Here is a 25901-nt window from a genome sequence, read left to right as displayed (position 1 = left end):
GCTGCTCAGGATTTGCTGGCTGGCCTGCTCTTGCTGCTCGTAGTTGTTGGCGTCGCGGATCAAGCCGTCGCGCACACCGTGCAGCATGTTCACGATGTTGCGGAAGGCCTGATTCATCTGACCCATGGTGTCGTAGGACGTCGCCTGGGCAGAGCCGCTCCAGCCGGCACCGGCGATGTTCTGCGACGACGCCCACATGCGACGGGCCTCGTCCTCGACGGTCTGGGCGTGGGTCTCGAAACGACCCGCCATGGCCCGCATCGCGTGCGGGTCGGTCATAAAGCGTGTTGCCATGGTGCTTTCTCCTTATCTAGCTGTTGACAGATTTGCTGTTGATCAGACGACGACCTGCTTGGGCATGACGATCGGCTTGAAGCCGTACCGCGGCCCGGCGCCGTAGGCACCCGCGCCCTTGGCGGCGGCGGCCGCACCCGGCATACCGGGCATCGCGGTGACGGGCGCTCCCGCTTCCTCGGCGGCGACGGCCCAGCCGCTGCCGTTGGTGACCGAGCTCACGGTGGTCGCTGGCACGGCACTCGCCCAGCTGGCCGGCACCGACAGCCCGCCGACCGCGGCCGCCTCGCCCAACCCCGCTGCCGCGGCGCCGCCCAGCGGCGTCGTCGAGCCCGCCAGGGCCGCCGCTCCCGCGACGGGGGCAACGACGTCCGCTGCCACTGCGGCGGCCGGCGTGGCGCCGGCGAGGGTGTGGCCCAGCGAGACGGCGGTCGGGATGGCCGCGCCGACGAACCACGCCGCGGTCACACCGATCTGCTGGATGCCGTTGAATATGGAGAGGTCACCGAAGAGCTTGTCTCCGGCCTGGATCAGGCCCGCCATGGACGGGAATGCCGACTGGAAAGCGCCCCAGATGTTGTCGCCGAACGCCACGGGGAAATTGATGGCGCTGGCTGCCGGCGCGGCGGCAGCCGCCTGGGCGACGGCGGCACTCTGTAGGCCCGCCCCACCCGGGTTGGTCGTGGGCGCCGCCGGTGTCAGGTCCGGCAGGACCGAACTGGCCGCGGCCGCGGCCGCGTAGGTGTACATCGTGACGGCGTCCTGGACCCACATCTCCGCATAGTGGGCCTCGGTAGCCATGATCGCCGGAGTGTTGATGCCCAGGAAATTGGTAGCAACGAGCGTCGCCAGCAACGACCTGTTCGCAGCGATGACCGGCGGGGGCACGGTCCCGGTGAACGCCGCCTCGTAGGCGGCCGCGGATGCGGTGATCTGGGTCGCCGCCTGCTCGGCCGCGGCCGCGGTGGTGGTCAGCCAGGCGATGTAGGGCTGGGCTGCCGTGGCCGCCGCCGCCGACCCGCTGCCCGTCCACTGCTCGCCGGTCAGCGTGCCGATGATCGACTCCCACGAGGTGGCCGTCGTGCTCAGCTCCGCGGCCAGGTTGCTCCAGGTGGTTGCCGCGGCCATCAGCGGCCCCGCACCGGCCCCGGCGTACATGAGCGCGGAGTTGATCTCAGGGGGAAGCGCTGCAAAGTCCAAGACCATTTTTTAATCGGCTCCTTCTGACTGAATTTTTCGCTAGTTGTCGGTGTGCTTAGACGGCTGTCAGCTTGGGCATGACGATCGGCTTCACGCCGTAGCGAGGCGCACCGAAGCCAGCGCTGTTGCGCGCAGCGCCCATCCCGGGCAGGCCGGGGATGATCCCGCCCGTCCCCGCGGCGGGCGTGCCGCCAAAGCCGACGGTCCGGATGGCCGTCGCCGGGCTGGTGATGGCGGGGGCGGCGGAAGCCCAGCTCGGCGGCACCGCCAGCTTGTTGCCGACCATGGTTGCTCCGCCCATGCCGGCCACCGGCATCAGGCCCATGCCACCCGCAGCGGGTGCCGTCTCTCCGGCCAGAGCGGCACCGGCGTCGGCACCGACGTCGGCCGCGGCTTCGGCGGCATCCGCGGGCAACAGGCCACCACCGGCCATGCCGACAAGGCAGGACATGGCCGAGGCCCAGTTACCGAACTCGTAGCTGCCGAAGTTGGCCGCGTTGCCGGACAGCGTGAACGGGTTGCCGTTGGTGGTGCTCCCGAGGACGGTCGCAATGTTGTTGATGATGTTGGTAAGGCCGTCGACAGGGTTGGCCGCGGCCGCGTTGGCGGCCTCGGTGGCGCTGTAGGTGCCAGAGCTGAGGCCCAGGGTGTTCACAAACTGCTGCTGAATCTGCTCGGCCTCTGCGGCGAACTGCTGGTACAGCGTGCCGTACGCGCCGAAGATCTGGGACTGAAGCAGCGACACCTGGTCAGACGCGGGGGGCGCGATGGTGGTCGTCGGGACGGCCGCGGCCGCATTCTGAGCGGTCAGCGACGATCCGATCCCCTGCAGCTGTGTCGCTGCGGCGAGCAACTCGGCTGGGATTGCCGTAAGGAATGACATCTATTGCTCCTAGTGTGTTTACATCCGACCCGTACGCTGGGTCCGGCGCTGTGCGTTGGCGTACGAAACCCTGTGCGTTGCCGGTAAATGTAGTGATCCCCGTGTCCACGGTCCGCGTCGAAAGCCGCACTGTGACGGCCGTTTACGGCTTCTTAACGGAGGCGCCGGCAGTTTTAACAGGGTCCTGTCGGCCGACATGGCAACGTCATCTGACACCTAGCCGATGCATACCTGCCAGGCGCGCGGCGCGCGGATCCTACGGGAAGCGCGGCTTTGACGCACGTCGGCCAGACGGCAGAATTGCGGCGGCGAGGGGCCGTCGGCGTCGGTCGTCGCGCACGCTAGATTCGCCGCCGGGCCCCCATAGCCCAATTGGCAGAGGCAGCGGACTTAAAATCCGCCCAGTGTCGGTTCGAGTCCGACTGGGGGCACGTTGTGGCGCAACACCTTTCGCGTTGCGCGCCCGTGCCTCGCCGACGTGCGCTCAGTGCTTTTTGAGCCGTGTCCGCCAGAACACGATCCCGGCATAGAACAGCGACAGCAGCACCAGCATGCCCATGTCGAACAGCCACTTGGCAGGCGTGTGCTTCCAGTGGCTGTCCTGCCGAAGGAACACTTTGGGTATCAGGGTCCAGATGTCGACGGTGGACGCCGACGCCGCATAACCCCAGCGTGAGGGCATGAACCAGGAGATCTGGTCGAGCACGATCCGGTTGGTCACCGGCACCAGCCCACCGCAGAACACCAACTGTGCCATCAGCGACACCACCAGCAGCGGCATGATCTGCTCGTTGGAACGGGCCAGCGACGAGAAGACCAGGCCGAAGATCGCCGCGGCCACGCACACCGTCGCGACGGTGACGTAGAGCTCGAGGGTGGCGTTAGCCAGCACCACCGCCGGCCGGGTGGGCGCGCCTTTGCCCAGGATCGTGATGGTGGTCAGGACCACTGCCTGGACGATCGCGAACACGCAGAATACGGCGATCTTGCCCCCGAGGTAGGCCGTCGTGGACAGGCCGACCGCCTGTTCTCGCTGGAAGATCGGGCGCTCGCCGATGAGATCGCGGATCGTCAGGGCGGTACCCATGAAGACGGCACCCACGGTCAGCAGCGTCAACAGCGTCATCGGTTCGGTGGGCTCCGAACCTCTCGGATCGGCCACGCCGAAGCCCGTCTTGCCGGGAACGGTGAGCGACAGCAACCCCATGACCAGCGGCAACAGCGCCAGAAAGACGAAGTACGCGCGGTCGGCGACGATCAGTCGAACCTGGCGGCGTGCGATCGTCAGGAACTGCTTCCACACGCTGGTGTGTGCCGGCTCACCCAAATCGGCCGGCTTCGCCCCCGCGGGGACGGGTAGGGGCGGACTGGCCTGGGCCAGGAAGCGGCGATTCGCGCCTTCGGGGTCGGCACCCACGCTGCTGAAGATCTCGGCCCAGTCGGTGGTTCCCATCGCCTCGCCGATCTCGCGGGGCGGGCCGCAGTACGCCGTCTTGCCGCCGGGCGCCATCAGCAGCACCTGGTCGCAGAGGCTGAGGTAGCTCAGCGAGTGCGTCACCACGAGCACCACCCGCCCGGCGTCGGCGAGCTGCCGCAGCATCTTCATGACCTGCAGGTCCAGGGCCGGGTCCAAACCCGAGGTGGGCTCGTCGAGGATCAGCAGCGACGGCCCGGTCAACAGCTCCAGCGCCACCGACGCCCGTTTGCGCTGGCCCCCGGACAGCTTGTCCACGCGCGTGCCGGCGTGCTTGGTCAGGCCGAGTTCTTCCATCACCTGGGCAACGACCTGCGCGCGGTCTCGTTTGCTCGTGTCGGGGGGCAGCCGCAGCTCCGCCGCGTAGCCCAGCGCCTGGTCCACCGTCAGCTGACGATGCACGACGTCGTCCTGAGGGACCATCCCGATCCTGCTTCGCAGCGACGCGTACTGCTCGTGGATGTTGTGACCCTCGAACGTCACCGAGCCGGAGGTGGGGCGGGTGGACCCCGCGATCAGCCGGGCCAGCGTCGTCTTGCCCGCACCCGACCCGCCGATGAGCGCGGTCAGCGTGCCCGGCCTGGCGGTCAGGGCCACGTTCTCCAACAGCCGCTTGCCGTCGATCTCGAAGTTGATCCCGCGGACCTCGAGCCCGCCGGTGCGCGTCGCCGCTTCCGTTTGGCGCGCCAGCATTCCAGCGGAGAAGACCAGGTCGACATTGCCGATCGTCACGACGTCGCCGTCGGTGAGCAGCGCGGACCCCATACGGGTTCCGTTGACGAACGTCCCGTTGATGCTGTGCTTGTCCCGGATCTCGGTGCCGAGCGGCGTCGGGGCGAGGTCCGCGTGATACCGCGAGGCCAGGACGTCCGGGATGATGATGTCGTTGTCCAGGGCCCGACCGATAGTGGCGGCCGTCGCGCGCTGCTCGCCCCCCGGTGGGGCCTGCACAGTGCGCACCCTGACGGTTTCGCCCTGCGGTATGTCCGCGATTTCCCCCTTGGGGCCGGCCGGTGCCGGAATCGTCGGCACCGCCGTCTCGGTGGGTTGCATCGAGCTGTCCGGATACGACGTCTGCCGCGCGGCGGGGACCTTGACGACGGGGACCGATGCCACCGTCGGCGGCAGCTGGCCGACCGCGCCCTGGTGGTGTCCGATCTGGAAGCTCAGCCGTGGCCCCTCGGGGCCGCCGAGATTGACGGTCTGACCGTCGCGGATGTCGACGGCCGGCGTGCGGCGACCGTTGACGAACATCCCGTTGAGCGAGCGGTTGTCAATCGCCATCCACTTGCCCTGATCGAAGCGCAGCAGCAGGTGCGCGCGGGCGACCAGCGGATGCGCCACGCGCAGGTCCGCGCGCAGGTCGCTGCCGACGATGACATCGTGGCCCGTCGCGAAGCTCTGTTCCGCGACATCGGAGTGAACCGTGAGTACCGGCGGCGCGACTCGGGTCATCGCAACAGTATTGAGCACGGCTGCGGCAATGATTTGCGCTTTCGCTGGGTTTTGTGTGGGCCGTCAGCCCTGTCGTCAGCCCTGTTGTTCGATGTCCAGCTCGACGAGGACCCGGCGCAGCAGCTTTCCGGTGGCGTTGCGGGGCAGCTCTTCGATGAAGACGACGTCGCGGGGCACTTTGTGGCGGGCGAGGTTGTCCTTGACGAACTGCTTGATCTCGGCTTCGTCCTGGGCGGCGCCCGGCTCGGACACGACAAAGGCGCGCAACCGTTTCCCGAACTCGACGTCGTCGACGCCGACGACCGCCACCTCGGCGATGTCGTCGCGCTCCTCGAGCAGGTTCTCGACTTCCTGCGGGAACACGTTCTCACCGCCGGAGACGATCATGTCGTCGTCGCGGCCGTCGACGAACAGCAACCCGTTCTCGTCGAAGTGGCCCATGTCGCCGCTGGACATGTACCCGTCGAGGATCTGCTTGTTCCGGCCATCGGTGTATCCGGAAAACGGCGCGCCGTTGCGGACGAAGATCCGGCCGCGACGGTTGGCGCCCTCGATACGTCGGTCCTGTTCGTCGTACAGCACCACATCGCAGGTCAGGGGAGCGCGGCCGGCGGTGCCGGGCGCTGCGCGCAGCTCGGCGGGGGTGGCGACCGTCGCGATCGCGCACTCGGTGGAGCCGTACATGTTGTAGAGCACGTCGCCGAAGGTGTCCTGCACGCGAGTGGACAGCTCTGGGCTCAGCGCCGACCCGGCGACCAGGATCACCTGCAATGAGGACGTGTCGTACTTGGCGATGACGTCGGGCGCGAGTTCGACCATCCGGTGCAGCATCGTCGGGACCGCGACCAGCATGTCGGCGCGATGGTCGGCGATGAGCTTCAAGGTGGCTTCGGCCTTGAATCGCCGGGCGGTCACCACCTTGTTGCCCAACGCGGCGCCGACGGTGTAGGTGGCCCAACCGGTGCTGTGGAAGATCGGCGAGACGATCACCATGGTTCCCTTGCGCGGGAACGGGATTCGGTCGACGATCTGGGCGGTCGCCAGGGGAGACACCGTGTCGCGCGGCGCGCCCTTGGGCAGGCCAGTCGTGCCGCTGGTGAGGATGACCGACCCACCCGATTTGCTCGGCGGGGGCAACGGCTCGGTGGGGTGATTCGCCACGATGTCGTCGAGGGTATGCGCGTCGGCGGGCACGTCCGTGCCGTCGTCCACCCAGATCAGCACGCGTGGCAGGTCGGGGGGCAACGCGTCGAGCAGGCCGAGGAACTCGCTGTCGTGCAGCACGACCTTGACGTGCTCGCGCTCGCACACTTCCGCGAACTGCGGCTTCGCGAAACCGGTGTTCATCAGCACCAGGCGGGCGCCGACCTTGCCGCAGGCGGCCATCGCGATGACCAGGCCGCGATGGTCGCGACAGAGCAACCCGACGACGGAGCCCGCGGCCACGCCGAAGGATTGCAGGCCGTGCGCCAACGCCCAGGACTGCTCGTCGACCTGCCCGTACGTCAGCGTCCCGCGTTCGTCGACGATCGCGGGCAAGTCCACGTATCGGCGCCCGCCCAGGATCGTCATGGTGGCCTGGGGTCCGTAGACGCGGGAGAGCTTGGCGGCTTGCACCGTCGAATTCAGATCCCTCAGGTCGAGGATGCCGGTGTCGGCGAGTCGTTTGACCGCGCGGCCCGCCTCGCTCACGTGCTGCAGCTTCTGCTGGATTGTGGTCAGTGCATTGGCCATCGGGGCTCCTCGCGACAGGTTGCGTCAAAAGGTAGCAACCGCCGCCGCGGGGGCTGCGGTACCCGTGTCACACAGCGTTAACACGGCAGCAAAGTTGGTTCAGCAATTCCCTGATACACCAGCACCAATGCATTAACGCAACCATCGGCTCTAAGAGAGGAACAACAGCATGGCTCTCGTACGAGGGTTTGCCGCAACCGTCGCGATCGCCGGTTTGGCTGTCGGTGCGGCCGGAACCGCTTGGGCTGAAACGCCGACCATGAGCGGGACTTACTCGGCGACATCGACATCGCCGACTGGCCGAACGGTTTCGACCGACTGGTCCGTCAGCTCGTGCGGCGACGGATGCATCTGGGTGAAGGCCGGGGCGGGCAGCGGCCAGGGTCACCTCGTCAACGGGATGTGGGAACTGGACACGATGAACAGCCTGAGCTGTCCGGACGGTTCCAACGTCATGTACGGCGCCCAGTCCCACCTCGTCTGGGATCCGGTGACCTACGAGGGGACCTCGCAGATCTCCTACATGGTCCCGGCCTGCGGTCACCCGGCCGGCTTCACGCAGACCAACAAGCTGAAGCTCAAGCCGCCGTCGTAATAGCGGCGTAATAGCGGGTCACCGGCGCGTTGACACCGTGGGACTGTGCGCCCACGGTGGAGGCTGTTGGCGCCCTGCGTGGTGCATGTCGTCGGGGTCTCATGCCGCGGCCAGCAGCGCGGTCGCCGCGACGGCTTCCAGCAGGAAATAGAGCCAGGTGGGGTAGAACGGCGTCCGCTTGTCGACGACGGCGGAGACAAGGCGTCCGAATGCCATACCCGCCATGGCCGTTCCAACGGTGATCATGATTCCCGAGCGATGGAAACCGGGGTCGATGGCGGCGACCGTGAGCAGCGCCGCCATCGCCAGGCCGTAGCCGCCGTCACGGCGCGCACCTCGGCGCGAACGGGCGCAACATCGCGGCCGGGGCCACGAGGGCGTAGACCCCCATGCCGACGAACTCCTGCCCTCGGCTGCCCCCGTCGGAGACCTGCATCGTATCCGGACGCGGACCGAGCGGTTTCCAAGAATCTTTTGAGACCCAGACCTCACGCTCATACCTGCAAGCGCATTGAAAGGAATCAGCTATGAGCACCCAGGCGACGCAAGAACGCTCCGGTACCCAGATCCGCCCGATGACCGGCCCGACGGTCTGGAACCAGGCCAGCCTCCGCTCCGAGGACTACGTGATCACGGTCGAGCCCCACCAGGCCGCCGCCTGCCTGCGCATCCGTGACGAGCTGCGCAGCCGCGGCAAGCGCCTCGACACCATCGAGCCATCCGACTTCCGCGTCAAGGAACTCGCGGAGATCGCCCGCGGCATGCGCCGCGCCATCGGCGGCGGCCCCGGCTTCGCTGTCGTGCGCGGTCTGCCCCTCGACGGCTGGACGGACGAGGAAGCGTCGATGCTGTACTGGGGCCTGGGCACCTACCTGGGCGGCCCGCAGCCGCAGAACAAACAGGGTGACCGCGTCTACCTGGTCGCAGACACCGGCCAGTCCGTCGTCGAGGCGCGCGGCTCCAAGACGAACTCGGAGCTGATCTTCCACACCGACTCCGCCTGCGCCTACGCCGGCAGCCGCCCCGACATCCTCGGCCTGCTGTGCCTGCGCAAGGCCGTGTCCGGCGGCGAGTCGGTCATGGTCAGCGGCCACACCGCCTACAACGTCCTGCTGGAGACCCAGCCCGACCTGGTACAGGAGCTCTACGGGGAGTTCTGCTACGACCGCTCGCACGAGACCGAACCGGGCGAGGACCCGATCACCGTCGGCTCGGTCTTCACCGACACCCCGGACGGCGTGCAGATCCGCTACAACCGCCTGCACATCGAGCTGGGCCACTACCGCGGCGGCCGGCCCCTCACCGACCGTCAGCGCCAGGCGCTCGACGCCTTCGACCGTGCCCTGAACGACCCCGCCAACTTCGTCGAGTTCACGCTCAACCCCGGCGACGTCTTCTTCGCGGACAACCATGTGACGCTGCACAACCGGCGCGCATTCGTCGACGCCACCGAGGTGGAGCAACGGCGCTGCCTGGTGCGGCTGTGGCTGGCCGCAGAGCCGCGCAACGCGGCCGTAGCGCAGGCCCCCCACGGTGCCCGCAGCCGGACCGTCAGCGCACGCGCGCACGCCGCCGCCGAAGGCCGGGCGCAGCAAACCTGAACAGGGTTTTGGTCGTAAGGAAGGAGCAGTATGAACAACCGCGGCATCAAATTGAGCATCGCGGCGGCTGTCATCGCCGGCGGATTCCTCGCGATGCCATTGGCGCAAGCCGCTCCGAACTGTACGGTGGCCGGGCCGCACCTGGACCTGCACCACTCCAGCGGCTACGACGTGACCGTCGAGGCCAGGGGCGCGTCGATCGGACCCACCGCCGTGGTCCGCAGCCCCGGCCGGGTCACCAATTGGAATGCCACTGGCGCCGTCAACGGCCACAGCATCGATTTCACGATCACCGCGGCCGGCAGCAAGGCGTACGTCCACTACACCGGGACGGTCGGCAACGACGGCATTGCGCATGGCACATCCGGCGAGATCGGCAGTCCGGTCCCGCTGGCCGCGGGGCCGTGGACGTCGACAAGTGCGCTCACCTGCTAGCGGCAACCGATCTTTGGCGAAACGGCAAGACGGGCTCTAAGCAGCTTGTATGCTCCTGGCCGTGGCAATACTGCAAGACATCGAGAAGTGGCGGCACGGCTGGTACGTCGGCGACGACGGCACCCGAATCAAGGCCGTAAAGCAGGCGCTCAGCCAACGGGAAAAGCCCGTCTACCTCGAAATCGGCGTGTGTCGTGGATACGCGTTCCGGAAATTCACCGCGGACGAGAAGATCGCCGTCGACCCCAATTTCAAGCTCTCGGCCCGCTCTCGCAGACTCGCCGCGGAGAAGGGACGCGCGGTCCACTACTTCGAGACGACCAGCGACGCCTTCTTCGAGAACGAGGCGGACTTCCTCGAGCGTCGGGGGGTCGACGTCGCCCTGATCGACGGGCTGCACACCTATGAGCAGGTCGTCCGCGACGTGGAGAACACCCTGCGCTACCTGCGTGACGACGGCGTGATCATCCTGCACGACTGCAACCCGTTGTTCGAGCACATCGGCCGTCGCGCGGAGAACTACGACGACTTCCGCGCAAACGCCCGGTGGTGGGAATGGCTGTGGAGCGGCGACGTCTGGAAGGCGATCGTGCAGCTGCGCAGCACCCGCGACGACCTGCGGGTCGCGGTGCTGAACTGCGACTTCGGCGTCGGGATCGTCCGCAAGGGCGTGCCGGACTCGGTATTGCCCTACACGGTGGCCGAGGTCGAGGCGCTCACGTACGACGACCTGGTCGCCGACCGCGAGCGCCTGCTCAACCTGCGGCCCCCGGGGTATCTGGACGAATTCCTGGCCTCGTCGGCGGGTTCGCCGCGCGGGTAGCTCGACAGCTGGCCCGGACCGCTCGAGTGTCGGGTTAAGGCACGCGAATCGACATGGGGCGTGTATTAAGTCGACACTCGGCGCGGATGTGATGTGGGGCGGAGGCGTCAAACGATCGCGGCGAGATGCTCGAAGCCCGCGATTGCGGCGACCTCGGGAAGGCGGCGGATGCTGCCGTTCTGCGCCCACTGACCTTCGGGCACCTCCTGGATGACGCACGAGGTGACCAACATCCGGCGGTCGTCGCCGTCGATGGCCGACCTGGCCGCCTCCTGAAGCTCCTCGGCGAACCGCGCCTTGCGCGCGCCGTCGAGCACGCCGGTGCTGACCTGCCAGTCGACGAACACGCCGGCGATCGCCGCGTCGACCCGTTGGCCGCCGGAGTAGAAGCACCCCGGCCCAAGCTCTTCCAGCAACACCAGCGCACGCATGCGGGTTTGCGGCAGATCGGGAACCGACTCCGCACGGCACGCTGCTTCGGTGAGGGCTACCGCCAACCGCGCCTTTTGTGCCTCGTCGAATGCCCCGGGCGTCAGCGTCACTCGCAGTAAAGGCATGTTCACTCCTTCGGGATGGGCGTTGCAAACGAATGTGCTACGGCGCGCCCCCCGAGGCCAGTGGCGAGAATGACAATTTTCTTGCGAAATCAGCCATTCCTCTGCGCCCGTCCCGCAGCCGCCCACTTCATGGCAAACCGCAGCTCATAGACTGGCCCATCGTGGGCATGCTGGCTGGCTTCGCGCCGTGGATCGTCTATTGGGTGTTGATCGGTAACGTGCCGTTCCGGGCCGCGGCGCTGATCGCGCTGGCGGTGGCCGTGATCGGGCTCGCGATCGGCCGGGGCGCCCGAAAACCCGCGACCGTCTTCGAGATCGGTTCGATCGCTGTGTTTTCGGTGCTCACGGTGCTGGTACTGGCAACTCGCGAGCCGTCCATCGCGCGGTGGATACTGCCCGTCAGTAACGCCGGAATCTTGACGGTGGCGCTGGTCAGCGTGCTGATCGGCAAACCGTTCGTGCACGAATTCGCCGCCGCCGAACAGCCCGCCGACGTGGTCAAGACCTCGCTGTTTGTCCGGATGAGCAAGGTGTTGACGTGGGTGTGGGTGGGCGCGTTCGCCGGCATGACGGTGTCGTCGCTGATCCCGCCGATCGTGCACGGCATCGACAGCGTCGAGTCGTTCTACGTCTGCTACTGGGTGGTTCCGTTCGTGCTGTTCGGGGCGGCGGCGCTGGTGTCGCAGTTCTTGCCGGCCCGGATGCTCGCGGGGATCGAGGACGTCGCCCGGGAGACCTCGTTCGTCGCTTACGACGAAGCCACCATCGACGAGCTGTACTACCTCGCCCAGGAACACGCCAACCGCGAAGTCGGTCCCGGCAAGGAGGCCTACAGCGTCAAGGTCGGCGGCATGGGCACCCCGTTGACCGGTGACGAGTCGCGAAAGTCGTGGCCGTCGACCTACAAAGTGCGCGACAAACGGCACTGATTGGAACGGGCTTGGGATTCTCGAAGCGCTGGGCGGCCGCGGTGGGGACGGTGCTGTTCCCGGTCGCGGCGTGCTCTTCGCTGGACGCGCCGACGGAGTCGCCGCTCCACGCTAGCGGCACCCCGAGCACGAAACCCGGTGTGGTGCTCACCATTTCACCGAGCCAACTGCTGGCCGCCACGAAAGGCGTGACTCCGGTCGCGTTCGGCAAGCCAGCGCACGGCACCATCAGCTACGGCTCGTACGGGTCCATGATCTACACGCCCGACGCCGGCTTCACCGGCACCGACCAGCTCCCCGTCACCGTCAGCCACGCGGTCAGGCTCTACGCCGAGGACCAGTCGCCGCTGACCATCGTCGGCGAGGTCGCCATCCAGGCCAACGCGCACGGCTCCGCGATCGCCGCCGTGCCCGGCAGCGCCGACGAGATCTACGGCCTCACCGACCGCGGCCCGGCAGTCCCGGGCCGTTCGCCCAACGAAGTCGTGCTCCCGGTGCCCGATTTCCACCCCCAGATCGCCAAGTTCAAACTTGCCGGCGGGGTCGCGTCGCTGGAGCAGATCATCGTGCTGACCGGCCGCGACGGCAAGCCCCTAGTGGGCCTCATCGACCCACAGGCGCCGGCCGCGGAAACGCTGGTGGACCTCGACGGCAACCCGCTGGCGCGTTCGGATCACGGCCTGGATGCCGAAGGCCTGGTCGCCATGGCCGACGGCACGTTCTGGGTGTCCGACGACTACGGCCCGTTCATCGTTCACTTCGACGCCCACGGCAAGGAGCTGGACCGCCTCTCGCCGTTCGACGGGACCCTGCCGCGGGAGCTCGCGCTGCGCAGTCCCAACCAGGGCATGGAGGGTCTGACGATCACGCCCGACGGCAAGACGCTGGTCGGCATCATGCAATCGGCCCTCAATACGCCGGGCCTGACCGGCGCGCCGAAATCCGTCCCTGTCACCCGCATCGTGACCGTCGACCTCGCCGACCGCACCAAGGTGCACGAGTACCTCTATCCCCTGTCCAATCCTCAGGAGACGCGGGTGGGCGTCTCGGACATCACCGCGCTGAGCGCCACCACGTTCCTCATCGCGGGACGTGACGGCGCGCCCGCGCCCGCCGGCAGCAAGAAGATCTACACCGCCGACATCTCCGGAGCCACCGACGTGGGGCCCCTTTCGGCGGTGCCTGGCACGTCGTATCGCGCCGACGCGGGCGGGCTGCTGGTCAACGGCGTTCCGATCGAGACCTTTGTCGGCGTCAGCACCGACGCGGCCGCGGCGGACAAGCTCAAGGCGGCCGGCATCACCGTCGCCGTGAAAACGCTTGAGCTCGACGTCGGAGAACTGCTCCGTTCGCTGTCGCCCAGCGGGGACTTCTTCGGCCACGACAAGATCGAAGGCATCATCAGCCGTGACGGCGGGAAGACGCTGATGATCGCCAACGACAGCGACTTCGGCCTGGCCGGCCTGGCCACCGACACGCCGCCGTTTGTCCTCAAGCCGAAGATCCTGCCCAACGGCACGCAGGACAGCGGCGAGATCCTGGCCGTCGATACCACCCAGCTGCCCGCCAAGCTGCAGACGGTAACGATGTCGATCAACGTGGGCTGAGCGCTCAGGCGGGCGTGAGGCGGAAGACCCGGATGACGCGGGGAGCGCACTTGGTGCGGTAGTCCTCGTAGCCGGGATAGAAGTCGACCGCGGTGGCCCACGCGTCCGCACGGGCATCGCCCTCGAGCAGTTCGGCGCGGTACGGCCGGGGCGCGCCCCGGAATTCGATCGTGCATTCGGGATGCGCCAGCAGGTTGGCGCTCCACGCCGGATGGCTGTCGCGCCCGTAGTTGGATCCGATCGCCAGCAGGGTGGTGCCCTCGTCGATCAGTGCCAGCGGATGGGTGCGCTGCTGTCCCGATTTGGCGCCGGTGCTGGTGAGCAGCCCCACCTTGTCGACGCCCATCACACTGAGCCGGCCGTTGGTCCGGGGGATCACGAACTTGTCGATGTGCGGCGCCAGGTGCAGGGTGAACAGGAAACCGGCGCGGCTGCGCGCGAACCGCTCCACCAGCGCCTCGTCGAGCCGCAACCTGCGCCCGCGATACGGGCTTTCCCGGAGAAACGCCACGGCTAGGACAGTACCCCCGCGAGTGGCAAGCTGGCATGGTGAATGCGATCAGCCCCGATGCCATCCGCGCGGAGACCATTTCCATCACCGGCCACGGCTGCGACGAGATCGAGGCCTACCGGGCCAGCCCGCTGGCCGACGGGGCGCGCGGCGGCATCGTATGGATCCACCACATGCCCGGATATGACCGGGAGACAAAGGAATTCGTCCGCCGCCTGGCGGTGAGCGGGTATCACGCGCTGGCCCCGAACCTGTACTCCCGGGAAGCGCCGGGCGCGGCTCCCGACGACGCGGCCGCGGCCGCGCGGGCGGCCGGCGGGGTGCCCGACGAACGATTGGTCGGCGACGTCGCCGGCGCGGTCGAACACCTGCGGTCGCTGCCGGGCGCGAACGGAAAGTTCGGCGTCATCGGACACTGCTCGGGCGGACGGCACGCGTACCTGGCGGCCTGCTCGCTGCCGTTCGACGCGGCGGTGGACTGCTACGGCGCGTTCATCGTCGAGGAGGCGCCGGAGGGGATGCCCAAGACCATGAAGCCCATCCTCGACCTGGTGCCGCGCCTGAGCTGCCCGTTGCTGGGCCTGTTCGGCGCCGACGATCGCTTCCCGGCGCCCGACGGGGTCGCCACGCTGGATGCCGAGCTGACCCGGCACGGCAAGCCGCACGAGTTCCACTCCTACGACGGCGCCGGCCACAGCTTCTTCTCCGTCGACCGGCCCGCCTACCGCCCGCAGGCGGCGGTCGACGGCTGGCGCCGCATCGACGAATTCTTCGCCAAGTACCTGAAAGGCTAAGCATGTGCACATATCTCACTGAACACGTCGAGATCGACGGCAGCGGCAAGGGCGCCACGGGCTGGTTCGGCGCCGACCGCGCCACCGTGTACGTCGACCATCCCGTCCATGCGCCCTACGGCCACACCGTCAACATCGACGTGCTCAACCCGGGGCTGGGCCCGTCGGCGCGGGTGGCGCTCGAACTCACCGAGGAGAGCGCGCTCGCGTTGGCCGACGCCATCCATCGCGCGATCGGCCACGCGCCCGCCGGCCTGGCCTCCAGGGACCAGCCGTGACCGACTATCCGCCGCCGGCCGCCGCGCGGGGGCGCGTCGAGCCGGCGCCGCGCCGGGTCCGCGGCTTTCTCGGGCATGAGCTGGTCTTCGACACCACCGCGGCCCGTTATGTGTGGGAAATCCCTTACTACCCGGCGTATTACGTGCCGCTGGCCGATGTCCGCGCGGAGTTCCTGCGCGACGAGGACCACCCGCAGAAGGTGCAGTTCGGCCCGTCGCGGTTGCACTCGCTCGTCGGCGCCGGGCGAGCCCACCCCTCGGCCGCGCGGGTGTTCGACGCCGACGGCGACGGCCCGGTGGCGGGCTACGTGCGCTTCGAGTGGGAGCCGTTGCGGTGGTTCGAGGAAGACGAGCAGGTCTACGGCCACCCGCGCAATCCGTATGCGCGCGTCGACGCGCTGCGGTCACACCGCCACGTCCGCGTGGAGCTGGACGGCGTGCCGCTGGCCGACACCCGCGCACCGGTGCTGCTCTTCGAAACCGGCTTGCCGACAAGGTATTACATCGACCCGACCGATGTGTTCTTCGAGCATCTGGAACCCAGCCCGACGCAGACGCTGTGCCCGTACAAGGGCACGACATCGGGGTACTGGTCGGTGCGGGTCGGCGACAGCGTGCATGCCGACCTCGCGTGGACTTACCACTATCCGCTGCCCGCGGTGGCGCCGATCGCCGGACAGGTGGCGTTCTACAACGAGAAGCTCGACATCATCGTCGACGATGTCGCGCTGCCGCGCCCGCGCACGCAGTTCAGCTGAGTGCGGTCCGCTTGCGCCCCGCGACCCGGCGGGCGATGACGTGCGGCAGCCTGGCGACGACGGCGACCGCCAGCAGGAGCCAGACGACGGCGTTGGGGACGGACTCGCCGAGGGCGACGAAGCCCGTCGCGACGCCGGTTGCGGCGAGGACGACGAAGCTGGCGAGCACGGCGAACCATTCGGCGCGGCTCTCGAGGGGGGTCTCCATGGTGGCACGGTTCCTTTGCTTGCTCGCCGCTCGCGCGACGTGGGCTGTCAAGCAAAGGTTGAGCCGTAGCCCTTGTAGAGATCTGGAGGGATTCTTGGAACGCCGTGCCCGGTGGCCGAGTGCGCACCCGGCGAGATTACCTGCACGTTTGCCCCGGTATTGGAACGACACGCCTCCGGTGCGCAGTGTGATATATACCTCGTTAACCTCTAATTTCTGAGAATTTCTTATTTAAACGTAAGTGACACTGCCCGCCTAGAAGTTAACCACTGCGGCGAATGGCGATGTCAATCCTGGTTATTAGGTTGCCAGGTCCTGGCAACTCGAATATTCGATTGTCTGGAGCTGAGTCGAACCTGAGTTGACCGAGTGACGTAGGTAACACCGCCAAAATTAAATAATTTCGACCGAAATTCGACCGGTAGAATCGATATTCAGTGTGGCCGTAGCAGCGCTTCTCTATCGGCGTTGAATGCCCGATCCGAGGGCTGCGAGCCCGTGTGCACGTCCGACGAACACAGCAAAGGCGGTGCCAGTGTGACTGATGTGAACGGCAAAGAGATAGCTCCCTATGGCCGGGACGAGCTGGACCTGGTGGCTCCTCACGACGCCGTCCGCGCTGCGGTCGTCGTCGACGCGCCCGTGCACGTCGCGGTCCGCAGGGGCCCGATCAGCGGCATCGCCGTCAGCCCCGACGGCAGCCGCCTGCTGGTGACAAACTTCGGCGGCGACAGCGTCTCGGTCATCGACACCAGGACCCGGCGTGTCGTGCAGACCGTCGACGGCGTCGACGAGCCCTACGCGATCGCCGTCAGCGACGCTGATGCCGACCGCGCCTACGTCAGCATCGTGTCGGCGGCGTACGACGCTATCGGCGTGATCGATGTGCCGTCCAACACCGTCGTGGCGACCCATCCGCTCGCCCTGCGCGTCAGCGATCTGGCCGTCAGCCCCGACGGCGCGCACATCTACGCCACCCGCGACGGCGCCCGCGCCGCCGACGTCGCCGTCGTCGACACCGCGTCCGGCGCGGTGCAGGTGTTGGACCTGGCCGCCGTGGGCGCCACCAGCGCCGAATGCGTGCGCGTCAGCTCCGACGGTTCGCGCGTCTACGTCGGCACCAACGGCCCGGCCGGCGGCCGGCTGGTCGTGATCGACACCCGCGGCGAGGACGACGCCCGTGGCGGCGCCCGTTCGCGGTGGCGCAAGAAGCGCGGCAAAGACGAGCCGAAGGCCCTGCAGCAAGGCGCCGGACACGCACCGCGCGTCGTCGCCGCCATCGAGATCGGACTGCCCGTCCGCGACGTCGCGCTCAGCCCCAACGGCGCCATCGCCTACGTGGCCAGCTGCGGTCCCGACGTCGGCGCCGTGCTCGACGTGGTGGACACCCGCACCAACAAGATCACCAACACGCGCAAGATCGCCGAGATCGGCGGCGTACTCACCGGGCTGACCCTGAGCAGCGACGGCGACCGCGCCTACCTGGTCAGCGACGACAGCATCACCGTGCTGTGCACGCTCACCCACGACGTGATCGGCACGGTCAAGGCGACCGCGCAGCCGTCGTGCCTGGTCGAAAGCCCGGACGGGACGCAGCTGTACATCGCCGACTACGACGGCGTCGTCACCGTGGCGCCGCTCGCCTCGACCCTGACCGGCATCGACAGCGCGGACTCGGGCGACTGGAGCATGCCCGAACTGCTGCAGTACGAGGCAGCTCTCGCCTAACCCGCTTGTGCGGCGATAGCATTCGCCCGGTGTACAGCACGATGCAGGACTTCCCGCTGACCCTGGCTGCCATCATGCGGCACGGCTGCGGTGTCCACGGAGCGCGCACCGTCACCACCGCGGTGGGGGACGGCGACTATCGGCAGGCCACCTACCGCGAAGTGGGCGAACAGGCGGCTCAGCTGGCAAATGCGTTGCGCCGCCTCGGCGTCAGCGGCGACCAGCGCGTCGCCACGTTCATGTGGAACAACGCCGAGCACCTGGTGGCCTACCTGGCGGTGCCCACCATGGGCGCGGTGCTGCACACGCTGAACATCCGGCTGTTCCCCGAGCAGGTCACCTTCGTGGCCAACGAGGCCGAAGACCAGGTCGTCCTGGTCGACATGTCGCTGGCCAAACTGCTGGCGCCAATCCTGCCCACCCTGGACACCGTGCACACCGTGATCGCGGTCGGGGAGGGAGATCTGGAGCCGCTGTCCGAGTCCGGCAAGACCGTGCTGCGCTACGCCGAGGCGATCGGCGGCGAGCCCACCGAATTCGACTGGCCGCAGATCGACGAGCACTCCGCCGCCGCGATGTGCTACACCAGCGGCACCACCGGCCATCCCAAAGGCGTTGTGTACAGCCATCGTTCGAATTTCCTGCACACCATGGCCGCCTGCACGGCCAACGGCATGGGGCTGGGGTCCAGCGACAGCGTGCTGCCGATCGTGCCGATGTTCCACGCCAACGCGTGGGGGCTGCCGTACGCGGCGTTGATGGCGGGCGCGGACCTGGTGTTGCCCGACCGTCACCTGGACGCCCGGTCGGTGGTCGACATGGTCGAGAAGGTGCGGCCGACGGTAACCGGTGCGGTGCCGACGATCTGGAACGACGTGATGCATTTCCTGGAGAAGGAGCCCGACCACGACCTGTCGTCGCTGCGGCTGGTGGTCTGCGGCGGCTCGGCCGTGCCGGTGTCGCTGATGCGCACCTTCGAGGAGAAGCACGGCGTCCAGATCCGCCAGCTGTGGGGCATGACCGAGACGTCGCCGCTGGCGACCATGGCGTGGCCGCCACCCGGCACACCGGAGGAGCAGCACTGGGCGTACCGCGGGACGCAGGGTCAGCCGGTCTGCGGCGTGGAGGCCCGGATCGTCGACGACGACGACCACGTGCTGCCCAACGACGGTGAAGCCGTCGGCGAACTGGAAGTTCGCGGGCCGTGGATCGCCGGCTCGTACTTTCTGGGCCGTGACGAGGCGAAGTTCGCGTCTGGCTGGCTGCGCACCGGCGACGTCGGCCTCATCGACGAGCGTGGTTTCATCACGCTGACCGACCGCGCCAAGGACGTCATCAAGTCCGGCGGCGAATGGATCTCCTCGGTCGAGTTGGAGAACTGCCTGATCGGACACCCCGACGTGCACGAGGCCGCGGTCGTCGGGGTTCCCGACGAGCGCTGGCAGGAACGGCCGTTGGCGGTCATCGTGCTCAACGACGGCGCCTCGGCCAGCGCGGCCGATCTGCGAACGTTCCTCGAGGACAAGGTCGTTCGCTGGTGGCTGCCCGAGCGGTGGGCGTTCACCGACGAGATCCCCCGAACCAGCGTGGGCAAGTACGACAAGAAGACCATCCGCCAGCGCTACTCCGACGACAGCTACGACGTCACCACCCTCTGACGGGCGGTAGAAAGGTAGCCATGCGCGTCGTTCAGTGGGCAACCGGCGGGGTGGGAGTGGCGGCGATCAAGGGCATCCTCGAGCACCCCGAACTCGAATTGGTCGGCTGTTGGGTGCATTCCGACGCCAAGGCCGGCCGCGACGTCGGCGAGATCATCGGCACCGCGCCGCTCGGCGTGATCGCGACCAGCAGCCTCGACGACATCCTCGCGCTGGATGCCGACGCCGTGATCTACGCGCCGCTGATGCCCGACGTCGAGGAGGTCGCCGCGCTGCTGCGGTCCGGCAAGAACGTCGTCACCCCGCTCGGCTGGTTCTACCCGACCGAGAAGGAAGCGGCGCCGCTGGAAGTCGCGGCCCAGGCCGGCAACGCCACCCTGCACGGCGCCGGCATCGGGCCCGGTGCGGCCACCGAGTTGTTTCCGCTGTTGCTGTCGGTGATGTCCACCGGCGTGACGTTCGTTCGCGCCGAGGAATTTTCAGACCTGCGCACCTATGGCGCCCCGGATGTGCTGCGCTACGTGATGGGGTTCGGCGGCAGCCCGGACAGCGCGCTGACCGGCCCGATGCAGAAGCTGCTGGACGGCGGCTTCCGGCAGTCCGTGCGGCTGTGCGTCGACCGGCTGGGATTCGCCGCCGACCCGAAGATCCGCTCGTCGCAGGAGGTGGCCGTCGCCACCGCCCCGATCGACTCGCCGATCGGGGTGATCGAGCCCGGCCAGGTGGCCGCGCGCCGCTTCCACTGGGAGGCGATGGTCGGCGACACGGTGGTCGTCCGGATCACCGTGAACTGGTTGATGGGATCCGAAAACCTGGACCCGCCATGGACTTTCGGGCCGGCGGGCGAGCGCTACGAGGTCGAGGTGCGCGGAAACCCGGACACCTTCGTGACGATCAAGGGCTGGCAGCCGGAAAGCGTGGCGGCGGGCTTGGAGAGCAACCCCGGGATCGTCGCGACCGCGGCGCACTGCGTCAACGCCGTCCCCGCAACCTGCGCCGCCGCGGCCGGCATCCAGAGCTTCTTCGATCTGCCGCTGATCACCGGCCGCGCAGCGCCCGGGCTGGCGCGCTGACGGCGCGGAAACCCGACGCCGTCAAGAGGCCTTGGCGTACCTGCGAACCAAGTCATCCTCTTTGAACGTGCTCGCATGCTGCAGGCCGTGCTCGTCGCTGCCGAAGAATGTCCACTGCTGCGGATCCACCTTCGGGCCGCTGATCAGCTTGACCTTGTAGCGCTTGTCCGTGGGACGAATCGTGCCGATGACGTCACCCACCCGGATCTGCGACGGGTGAATCTGGGGTGCGTCATGCCAACTTTGGACAGCCATGCCACCGATCCTTAACGCTCGTGTCGACGGCGCATTCGGTGGCGCCAGTCAGATACCTCACCCTACTCCGATCCGACGCGGCGCGGATCAAATCGCGGACCGCGCGGCATTCGTTGCGGGGCGCCGAGATCGGCGACGTCGCGACGGCTGGTGATGCACGGCGGGCCGGGCCGGTGGGTGGACCTTCCGGCGTTGCTGCTCGCCCCCGACGGGTGTGCACGGGGCAGTTCCAACCAGCGCCTCCACCGCGTCGGAGGCCGCGGTGACCCGCTGCGGGACGGCATGGATTGCCGCCTTGCGCATCATCGATTGGGTGTCGCGGCGTTGTTCCGGCAGCGCGATGGTGACCACCTCGCCCGACGCGCCGGCCCGTGCCGTGCGGCCGGACCGATGCAGGTAGGCCTTGTGCTCGGCGGGCGGATCGACGTGCACCACCAGCCCGATCTCGTCGACGTGCACCCCGCGGGCGGCGATGTCGGTCGCCACCAGCACGCGCGCGTCGCCGGCGGCGAAGGCCGCCAGGTTCCGGTCGCGCGCGGGCTGGGACAGGTTGCCGTGCAACTCGACCGACGTGATGCCCGACTGGGTGAGCTGACGGGCCAGCTTGCGGGCCTGATGTTTGGTGCGCAGGAACAGGATTCGCCGCGAGTCGCCGGCCGCCAGCCGATACACCAGCTCCTTCTTCGCTTCGACGCCGTCGACGTAGAACAGGTGATGAGTCATCACCGAATCCGTCGAAGCCGGTTCGGCGACCGAGTGCGTCACGGGGTCGTGCAGGAACTTCTTCACCAGGGTGTCGACGGCGGCATCCAGCGTGGCCGAGAAGAGCATGCGCTGGCCGCGCGCCGGAGTGGCCGCCAGGATGCGGGTGACGGTCGGCAAAAAGCCCAGGTCGGCCATGTGGTCGGCTTCGTCGATGACCGTGACGCGCACGGCGTCCAGCTTGACCAGGCCCTGCTTCATCAGGTCATCCAGGCGGCCGGGGCAGGCAACGACGATGTCGACGCCCGCTTGCAGCGCCTTGACCTGCTTGTTCTGCGGAACACCGCCGAAAACGGTGATCACCTTCAGGCCCCGCACGCGGGCGAGCGGCTCGATGGTCGCGGCAATCTGTGTCGCCAGTTCGCGTGTCGGCGCCAGCACCAGGCCGGTGGGCCGGCTCGGCCGCCGATCGCGCGATTCCAGCCGGCTGACCAGCGGAATCGAGAAGGCCAGCGTCTTGCCGCTGCCGGTTTTGCCGCGGCCCAACACATCGCGGCCGGCAAGCGTGTCCGGCAGCGTCTGCTCCTGGATCGCAAACGGTCGGTCCACGCCGCGCGCGGCCAGCGCCTCGACCAACGGTGGGCTCACGCCGAGGTGAGTAAAAGTCTTGTCTTCGTGCATGTTTCAGTGTTCCTAACACGTTTTGAAAGCGGTGGGATCGTCGCGGCTCGAAGCTGTGCACGCGGCACCGGTCATCTTGGACTCGGCGCCCGGCGAGGGATCTGAGCAAAGAAAACGGAGAATCGATCACGACCTGCTGGCACGGCATTGTTGCGGCCAACGTTGTGAACAGTCTAGCGCACCTGGAATCGGGCCGGCCCGCGACCGCGACTAGAGTCCCTACGAACTCCACCCGATCCGGTAAAGGGGCCCGAATTCCCATGGCCAGGTCCGTCGTCGTCGCGCAATCACGGGCGATCCCCGTCACGGTCGAGGACGCGTTCGCCCGAACGCTGCCCATCGAGCTGCCGGAGATCTGTTCGCAGTGGTACGGGGTGTTCCCGCCGATCAAAGCGATCCGCAGCCAGTCCGGTGCCTGGGATGCCGCGGGGCAGACCCGGGTCATCACGATGGTCGGCGGCGGCAGCGTGCACGAGACGCTGACCAGCGTCGATCCGCCGCGCTCCTTCGGCTACACGCTGAGCGACATCAAGGGCGCGATGGCGGCGCTGGTGAGCTCGGTCGACGGCGTGTGGAGCTTCGCGCCCGCGGGCACCGGCACGACGGTGACCTGGCAGTGGACCATCCACGCCAAGTCGGGCCTGGTAGCGCCGCTGCTGCCGATGTTCGGCCAGATGTGGAAGGGCTACGCCCGCGTGACGCTGGAAAAGCTCTCCGATCACCTGGTGGGCTGAGTTTCGGTATGTGTCGACTCTTTGGCCTGCACGCCGGCAAGAAGGCGTGCACCGCGACGTTCTGGCTGCTGAACGCCCCGGACAGCCTGTCCGAGCAGAGCCGCAGAAACCCCGACGGCACCGGCCTGGGCGTCTTCAACGAGCACGGGCACCCGGAGCTGCACAAGGAGCCGATGGCCGCCTGGCAGGACGCCGACTTCGCCACCGAAGCCCACCACCGAACCGGCACGACGTTCATCGCCCACGTCCGGTATGCGACGACGGGATCGCTGGACGTCCGCAACACCCACCCGTTCCTGCAGGACGGCCGGATCTTCGCGCACAACGGCGTGCTCGAGGGACTCGACCCGATCGACGCCCGGCTGCGTGAGGTCGGCACCGACGACCTGGTCCTGGGCCAGACCGATTCCGAGCGGGTGTTCGCGCTGATCACCGGCGCCATCCGGGCCCGCGACGGCGACGTGACGGCGGGGTTCGTCGACGCCATGCGGTGGCTGGCGGCCAACGTCCCGATCTTCGCGGTCAACGTCCTGCTGAGCACGGCCACCGACATGTGGGCGCTGCGCTACCCGGACACCCACGAGCTCTACATGCTGGATCGCCATGCCATGGCGCGGCCCGAATTCAACTTGCGCACCAAGCGAATCCGCGCACACTCCGAGCATCTGCGCACCCGGCGGTCGGTGGTGTTCGCCACCGAACGGATGGACGACGACCTGGGCTGGTCCCTGCTGGCCCCGGGCGAGCTGGTCCACGTCGACGCGGATTTGCGCATCACCCGTAGCCTCATGCTGCCCGACCCGCCCGCGCGGCTGCTGCGCCCCGACGAGCTGAGCCCGGCTGCCCAGGCCGCGCAGCACTGAGCCATGGCAACCCGACAAGCACTCGTCCTGGCCGGCGGCGGGTTGGCCGGAATCGCTTGGGAAACAGGCATTTTGCGCGGTATCGCGGACGAGTCGCCGACGGCGGCGCGGCGGCTGCTGGACTCCGATGTGCTGGTCGGCACGTCGGCCGGTGCGGCGGTGGCCGCGCAGCTCGGCAGCGGCCGCCCACTCGAGGAGCTGTTCGACCGGCAGATCGCCGAGGCGTCGGCGGAGCTGGACCCCGGCGTCGACATCGACACCATCACCGAGCTATTCCTGGCCGCGCTGCGCGAAGCGCCGCCAGGGGATCGGCCGACGGACCGGACGCGCGCCCGGATGCGGCAGATCGGTTCGGTGGCGCTGGTGACCGAGACCGTTCCCGAGGGCGTCCGCCGCCAGGTGATCGCGCAGCGCCTGCCGTCGCACCAGTGGCCGGACCGGGTGCTGCGGATCGCCGCGATCGACACCGCCACGGGCGAACTCGTGGTATTCGACCGGGAATCCGGGGTCGAACTCGTCGATGCCGTGGCGGCCAGTTGCGCGGTTCCGGGGGCGTGGCCGCCGGTGACGATCGCGGGCCGGCGCTACATGGACGGCGGGGTTGCCAGCACCGTCAACATGCCCGTCGCCGACGACTGCGACGTGGCGGTGGTCCTGGTGCCCAGCGGCGCGGACGCTCCGTCGCCGTTCGGCGCCGGACCGGCCGACGAGATCGCGGCGTTCGGGGCCGCGGGGCGCGTGACGCTGACCGTGTTCGCCGACGACGCCGCATTAGCGGCGTTCGGTCCCAATCCGCTGGATCCGCGCTGCCGGCCGCGGTCCGCGTCCGCCGGGCGCGAGCAGGGCCGCCGCGAAGCCGCGCGAGTCGCGCGGTTCCTCGGCGTCTGATCGGCGCGCTGCCGCACGCGGTTTTCTCGCAGCCAGTGCACCCTCGGCGCCACGGATGAAGCGGCTGCGGCGTCCGGCCCGTCAGCCCTCGATCGCGGGAGTGCGGTCGGCGGCCTTGACTTCCAGGGCGTCCAGGGCTTCGCCGGCCAGCGTGCGGCCGGTCTCGATGACCTCGGCCGCGCGGTTGAATTCCATGCTGCGGCACGTCGAGCGGGGCACCTCGATCAGCAGGTCGGGCGGGTAGGCGGCCAGCGTGTGGCGGGCCAGCGCGGATTGGGCGATGTCGATGGTCCGGTTCATCACCTCGAAGCTGCCCATCTTGGGAACTTCGGCCGGCACCGCCTCGTCGGCCTCGTCGGTGTCGGGCAGCTCGATGTCGGACTCCTCGGGCCAGGTTTCCGACTCCGGCAGCGACGCACCAAGCCGACTGAGCACCGCCCGCGCGGCCGGCCGGTCGAGCAGTGACCGCGCGGCGCTGGCGTCGAACAGCGCCGAGGTGCTGCGTATTACGCGGTTGAGCCACTCCGCGGTGACGCTGGGCTCGGCATCGTGGCTGGCGCCGGGCTCGCTGCCGTTGAGGCTCACCGCGATGGTCAGGTCGGCGTTGACCGCGGCGATCGGTGCCATCGGCAACGGGTCCAGGATGCCGCCGTCCGCGAGCAACCGCCCGTCGATCTCGTGGGGAGAGATCACGCCCGGAATCGCGATGGAGGCCCGGATGGCCTCGTCGAGCGGGCCGCGCTGAAACCACACCGATTTTCCGGCCAGCAGGTCGGTGGCCACCGCGGTGAACGGAATCTGCAGGTCCTCGATGTCGACCGGTCCGACGATGTCTCGCACCGCGTCCAGGATCTTCTCGGCCCGCAGCACCCCGGCCGCGGCGATCGAGGGATCCAGCAGCCGCAAAATGGTGCGCTGGGTCAGCGACTTCGCCCAGTCGGCGAGTCCGTCGAGCCGTCCGGCGGCCTGCACCCCGCCGACCAGCGCCCCCATCGACGAGCCGGCGATGCCCACGATCTCGTAGCCGCGCTCCTGCAGCACCTGGATCACCCCGATGTGTGCGTAGCCGCGGGCGCTGCCGCTGCCGAGCGCCAGCGCGACTCGGGTGGGGGCCATCCGCTTATCTTGCCGTGGCGAAACCCGCGCCCATTCAGCCGGGTGCACCCCAGCGTCGGCAATTTCG

27 protein-coding genes and 1 tRNA gene are annotated in these 25901 nt (G+C 68.3%); 16 read left to right on the top strand and 12 right to left on the bottom strand.

Annotation, left to right across the window (positions count from 1 at the left end; translation table 11 throughout):
- The 3 genes from AC5Y5V_RS21645 to AC5Y5V_RS21635 all read right to left on the bottom strand — a co-directional run.
- Positions 1-294, bottom strand: a 294-nt coding sequence (locus AC5Y5V_RS21645) for a WXG100 family type VII secretion target (RefSeq protein WP_499939688.1), incomplete at its 3' end; no start/stop codon positions are given.
- A 42-nt stretch (positions 295-336) separates the two neighbouring features.
- Positions 337-1500 carry a PPE family protein gene (locus tag AC5Y5V_RS21640; protein WP_499939686.1) on the bottom strand — a complete coding sequence of 388 codons (1164 nt, stop codon included), beginning with the start codon at positions 1498-1500 and terminating at the stop codon, positions 337-339.
- 49 nt (positions 1501-1549) lie between these two features.
- The gene (locus AC5Y5V_RS21635; RefSeq protein ID WP_499939684.1) at positions 1550-2377 is read right to left on the bottom strand and encodes a PPE family protein, SVP subgroup; all 828 of its coding nucleotides are present in this window, start codon (positions 2375-2377) and stop codon (positions 1550-1552) included.
- Positions 2378-2734: 357 nt separating this feature from the next.
- Here AC5Y5V_RS21635 and AC5Y5V_RS21630 point away from each other — a divergent pair.
- Positions 2735-2808, top strand: a tRNA-Leu gene (locus AC5Y5V_RS21630).
- 53 nt (positions 2809-2861) lie between these two features.
- Here the strand turns inward: AC5Y5V_RS21630 and AC5Y5V_RS21625 are convergent.
- Together AC5Y5V_RS21625 and AC5Y5V_RS21620 are read right to left on the bottom strand one after the other, a co-directional pair.
- A complete protein-coding gene (locus AC5Y5V_RS21625) occupies positions 2862-5306 on the bottom strand; it encodes an ATP-binding cassette domain-containing protein (protein ID WP_499939682.1) in 2445 nt (814 codons plus the stop codon).
- Positions 5307-5381: 75 nt separating this feature from the next.
- Positions 5382-7040, bottom strand: a complete 1659-nt coding sequence (locus AC5Y5V_RS21620) for an acyl-CoA synthetase (protein WP_499939680.1) — start codon at positions 7038-7040, stop codon at positions 5382-5384.
- Positions 7041-7395: 355 nt separating this feature from the next.
- Here AC5Y5V_RS21620 and AC5Y5V_RS21615 point away from each other — a divergent pair, with 355 nt between their 5' ends.
- Positions 7396-7635, top strand: a complete 240-nt coding sequence (locus AC5Y5V_RS21615) for a hypothetical protein (protein ID WP_499939678.1) — start codon at positions 7396-7398, stop codon at positions 7633-7635.
- Between the two features lie 99 nt (positions 7636-7734).
- Here AC5Y5V_RS21615 and AC5Y5V_RS21610 read toward each other — a convergent pair whose 3' ends face one another.
- Entirely contained in the window at positions 7735-7938 is a 204-nt protein-coding gene (locus AC5Y5V_RS21610; RefSeq protein ID WP_499939676.1) for a DUF4345 family protein, read from the bottom strand.
- A gap of 224 nt (positions 7939-8162) precedes the next feature.
- On the opposite strand from AC5Y5V_RS21610, the gene AC5Y5V_RS21605 reads away from it, so the two are divergent.
- From AC5Y5V_RS21605 to AC5Y5V_RS21595, 3 genes are all read left to right on the top strand, one after another.
- Complete coding sequence (locus AC5Y5V_RS21605) at positions 8163-9236, top strand: TauD/TfdA family dioxygenase (RefSeq protein WP_499939674.1); 1074 nt, start codon at positions 8163-8165, stop codon at positions 9234-9236.
- 30 nt (positions 9237-9266) lie between these two features.
- A complete protein-coding gene (locus tag AC5Y5V_RS21600; RefSeq protein WP_499939671.1) occupies positions 9267-9671 on the top strand; it encodes a hypothetical protein in 405 nt (134 codons plus the stop codon).
- Positions 9672-9738: 67 nt separating this feature from the next.
- Entirely contained in the window at positions 9739-10494 is a 756-nt protein-coding gene (locus tag AC5Y5V_RS21595; protein WP_499939715.1) for a class I SAM-dependent methyltransferase, read from the top strand.
- A 107-nt stretch (positions 10495-10601) separates the two neighbouring features.
- On the opposite strand, the gene AC5Y5V_RS21590 is transcribed toward AC5Y5V_RS21595, so the two are convergent.
- Positions 10602-11051, bottom strand: a complete 450-nt coding sequence (locus AC5Y5V_RS21590) for a tautomerase family protein (protein WP_499939669.1) — start codon at positions 11049-11051, stop codon at positions 10602-10604.
- 161 nt (positions 11052-11212) lie between these two features.
- Here AC5Y5V_RS21590 and AC5Y5V_RS21585 point away from each other — a divergent pair, with 161 nt between their 5' ends.
- Positions 11213-11980: a hypothetical protein gene (locus tag AC5Y5V_RS21585; RefSeq protein ID WP_499939667.1), complete on the top strand. Its 768-nt coding sequence runs from the start codon at positions 11213-11215 to the stop codon at positions 11978-11980.
- An 11-nt stretch (positions 11981-11991) separates the two neighbouring features.
- Positions 11992-13587 carry an esterase-like activity of phytase family protein gene (locus AC5Y5V_RS21580; RefSeq protein ID WP_499939665.1) on the top strand — a complete coding sequence of 532 codons (1596 nt, stop codon included), beginning with the start codon at positions 11992-11994 and terminating at the stop codon, positions 13585-13587.
- Between the two features lie 4 nt (positions 13588-13591).
- Here AC5Y5V_RS21580 and AC5Y5V_RS21575 read toward each other — a convergent pair whose 3' ends face one another.
- Positions 13592-14098, bottom strand: a complete 507-nt coding sequence (locus AC5Y5V_RS21575; protein ID WP_499939663.1) for a nitroreductase family deazaflavin-dependent oxidoreductase — start codon at positions 14096-14098, stop codon at positions 13592-13594.
- A gap of 35 nt (positions 14099-14133) precedes the next feature.
- On the opposite strand from AC5Y5V_RS21575, the gene AC5Y5V_RS21570 reads away from it, so the two are divergent.
- From AC5Y5V_RS21570 to AC5Y5V_RS21560, 3 genes are read left to right on the top strand one after another with little or no spacing between them, the layout of a single operon-like run.
- The gene (locus AC5Y5V_RS21570; protein ID WP_499939660.1) at positions 14134-14892 is read left to right on the top strand and encodes a dienelactone hydrolase family protein; all 759 of its coding nucleotides are present in this window, start codon (positions 14134-14136) and stop codon (positions 14890-14892) included.
- A gap of 2 nt (positions 14893-14894) precedes the next feature.
- The gene (locus AC5Y5V_RS21565) at positions 14895-15170 is read left to right on the top strand and encodes a DUF6295 family protein (RefSeq protein ID WP_499939658.1); all 276 of its coding nucleotides are present in this window, start codon (positions 14895-14897) and stop codon (positions 15168-15170) included.
- The gene (locus AC5Y5V_RS21560) at positions 15167-15928 is read left to right on the top strand and encodes a DUF427 domain-containing protein (protein ID WP_499939656.1); all 762 of its coding nucleotides are present in this window, start codon (positions 15167-15169) and stop codon (positions 15926-15928) included. The genes AC5Y5V_RS21565 and AC5Y5V_RS21560 overlap by 4 nt, the downstream gene beginning before the upstream one ends.
- On the opposite strand, the gene AC5Y5V_RS21555 is transcribed toward AC5Y5V_RS21560, so the two are convergent.
- Positions 15921-16136, bottom strand: a complete 216-nt coding sequence (locus tag AC5Y5V_RS21555; protein WP_499939653.1) for a hypothetical protein — start codon at positions 16134-16136, stop codon at positions 15921-15923. The genes AC5Y5V_RS21560 and AC5Y5V_RS21555 overlap by 8 nt on opposite strands.
- Positions 16137-16673: 537 nt before the next feature.
- Between AC5Y5V_RS21555 and AC5Y5V_RS21550 the strand changes: the two genes are divergently transcribed.
- From AC5Y5V_RS21550 to AC5Y5V_RS21540, 3 genes are read left to right on the top strand one after another with little or no spacing between them, the layout of a single operon-like run.
- A complete protein-coding gene (locus AC5Y5V_RS21550; RefSeq protein WP_499939649.1) occupies positions 16674-17864 on the top strand; it encodes a YncE family protein in 1191 nt (396 codons plus the stop codon).
- A 29-nt stretch (positions 17865-17893) separates the two neighbouring features.
- Positions 17894-19522, top strand: coding sequence for a long-chain fatty acid--CoA ligase (locus tag AC5Y5V_RS21545; protein WP_499939644.1), 1629 nt, complete (start codon positions 17894-17896; stop codon positions 19520-19522).
- Between the two features lie 20 nt (positions 19523-19542).
- Positions 19543-20595: an NAD(P)H-dependent amine dehydrogenase family protein gene (locus tag AC5Y5V_RS21540; RefSeq protein WP_499939641.1), complete on the top strand. Its 1053-nt coding sequence runs from the start codon at positions 19543-19545 to the stop codon at positions 20593-20595.
- Between the two features lie 21 nt (positions 20596-20616).
- Here the strand turns inward: AC5Y5V_RS21540 and AC5Y5V_RS21535 are convergent, their stop codons facing one another.
- Together AC5Y5V_RS21535 and AC5Y5V_RS21530 are read right to left on the bottom strand one after the other, a co-directional pair.
- Positions 20617-20850: a hypothetical protein gene (locus AC5Y5V_RS21535; RefSeq protein ID WP_499939637.1), complete on the bottom strand. Its 234-nt coding sequence runs from the start codon at positions 20848-20850 to the stop codon at positions 20617-20619.
- Between the two features lie 87 nt (positions 20851-20937).
- Entirely contained in the window at positions 20938-22233 is a 1296-nt protein-coding gene (locus tag AC5Y5V_RS21530; RefSeq protein ID WP_499939634.1) for a DEAD/DEAH box helicase, read from the bottom strand.
- Positions 22234-22493: 260 nt separating this feature from the next.
- On the opposite strand from AC5Y5V_RS21530, the gene AC5Y5V_RS21525 reads away from it, so the two are divergent.
- From AC5Y5V_RS21525 to AC5Y5V_RS21515, 3 genes are read left to right on the top strand one after another with little or no spacing between them, the layout of a single operon-like run.
- A complete protein-coding gene (locus AC5Y5V_RS21525) occupies positions 22494-22967 on the top strand; it encodes an SRPBCC family protein (protein ID WP_499939632.1) in 474 nt (157 codons plus the stop codon).
- A gap of 8 nt (positions 22968-22975) precedes the next feature.
- Positions 22976-23830, top strand: a complete 855-nt coding sequence (locus AC5Y5V_RS21520; RefSeq protein ID WP_499939629.1) for a class II glutamine amidotransferase — start codon at positions 22976-22978, stop codon at positions 23828-23830.
- Between the two features lie 3 nt (positions 23831-23833).
- The gene (locus AC5Y5V_RS21515; protein ID WP_499939626.1) at positions 23834-24718 is read left to right on the top strand and encodes a patatin-like phospholipase family protein; all 885 of its coding nucleotides are present in this window, start codon (positions 23834-23836) and stop codon (positions 24716-24718) included.
- An 81-nt stretch (positions 24719-24799) separates the two neighbouring features.
- On the opposite strand, the gene AC5Y5V_RS21510 is transcribed toward AC5Y5V_RS21515, so the two are convergent.
- A complete protein-coding gene (locus tag AC5Y5V_RS21510) occupies positions 24800-25834 on the bottom strand; it encodes a patatin-like phospholipase family protein (protein ID WP_499939624.1) in 1035 nt (344 codons plus the stop codon).
- Between the last annotated feature and the right edge of the window lie 67 nt (positions 25835-25901).

Source organism: Mycobacterium sp. NGS68 (assembly GCF_059812195.1).
Note: the sequence above shows the minus strand (reverse complement) of the source record. Positions and strands in the feature narration are given on the sequence as shown.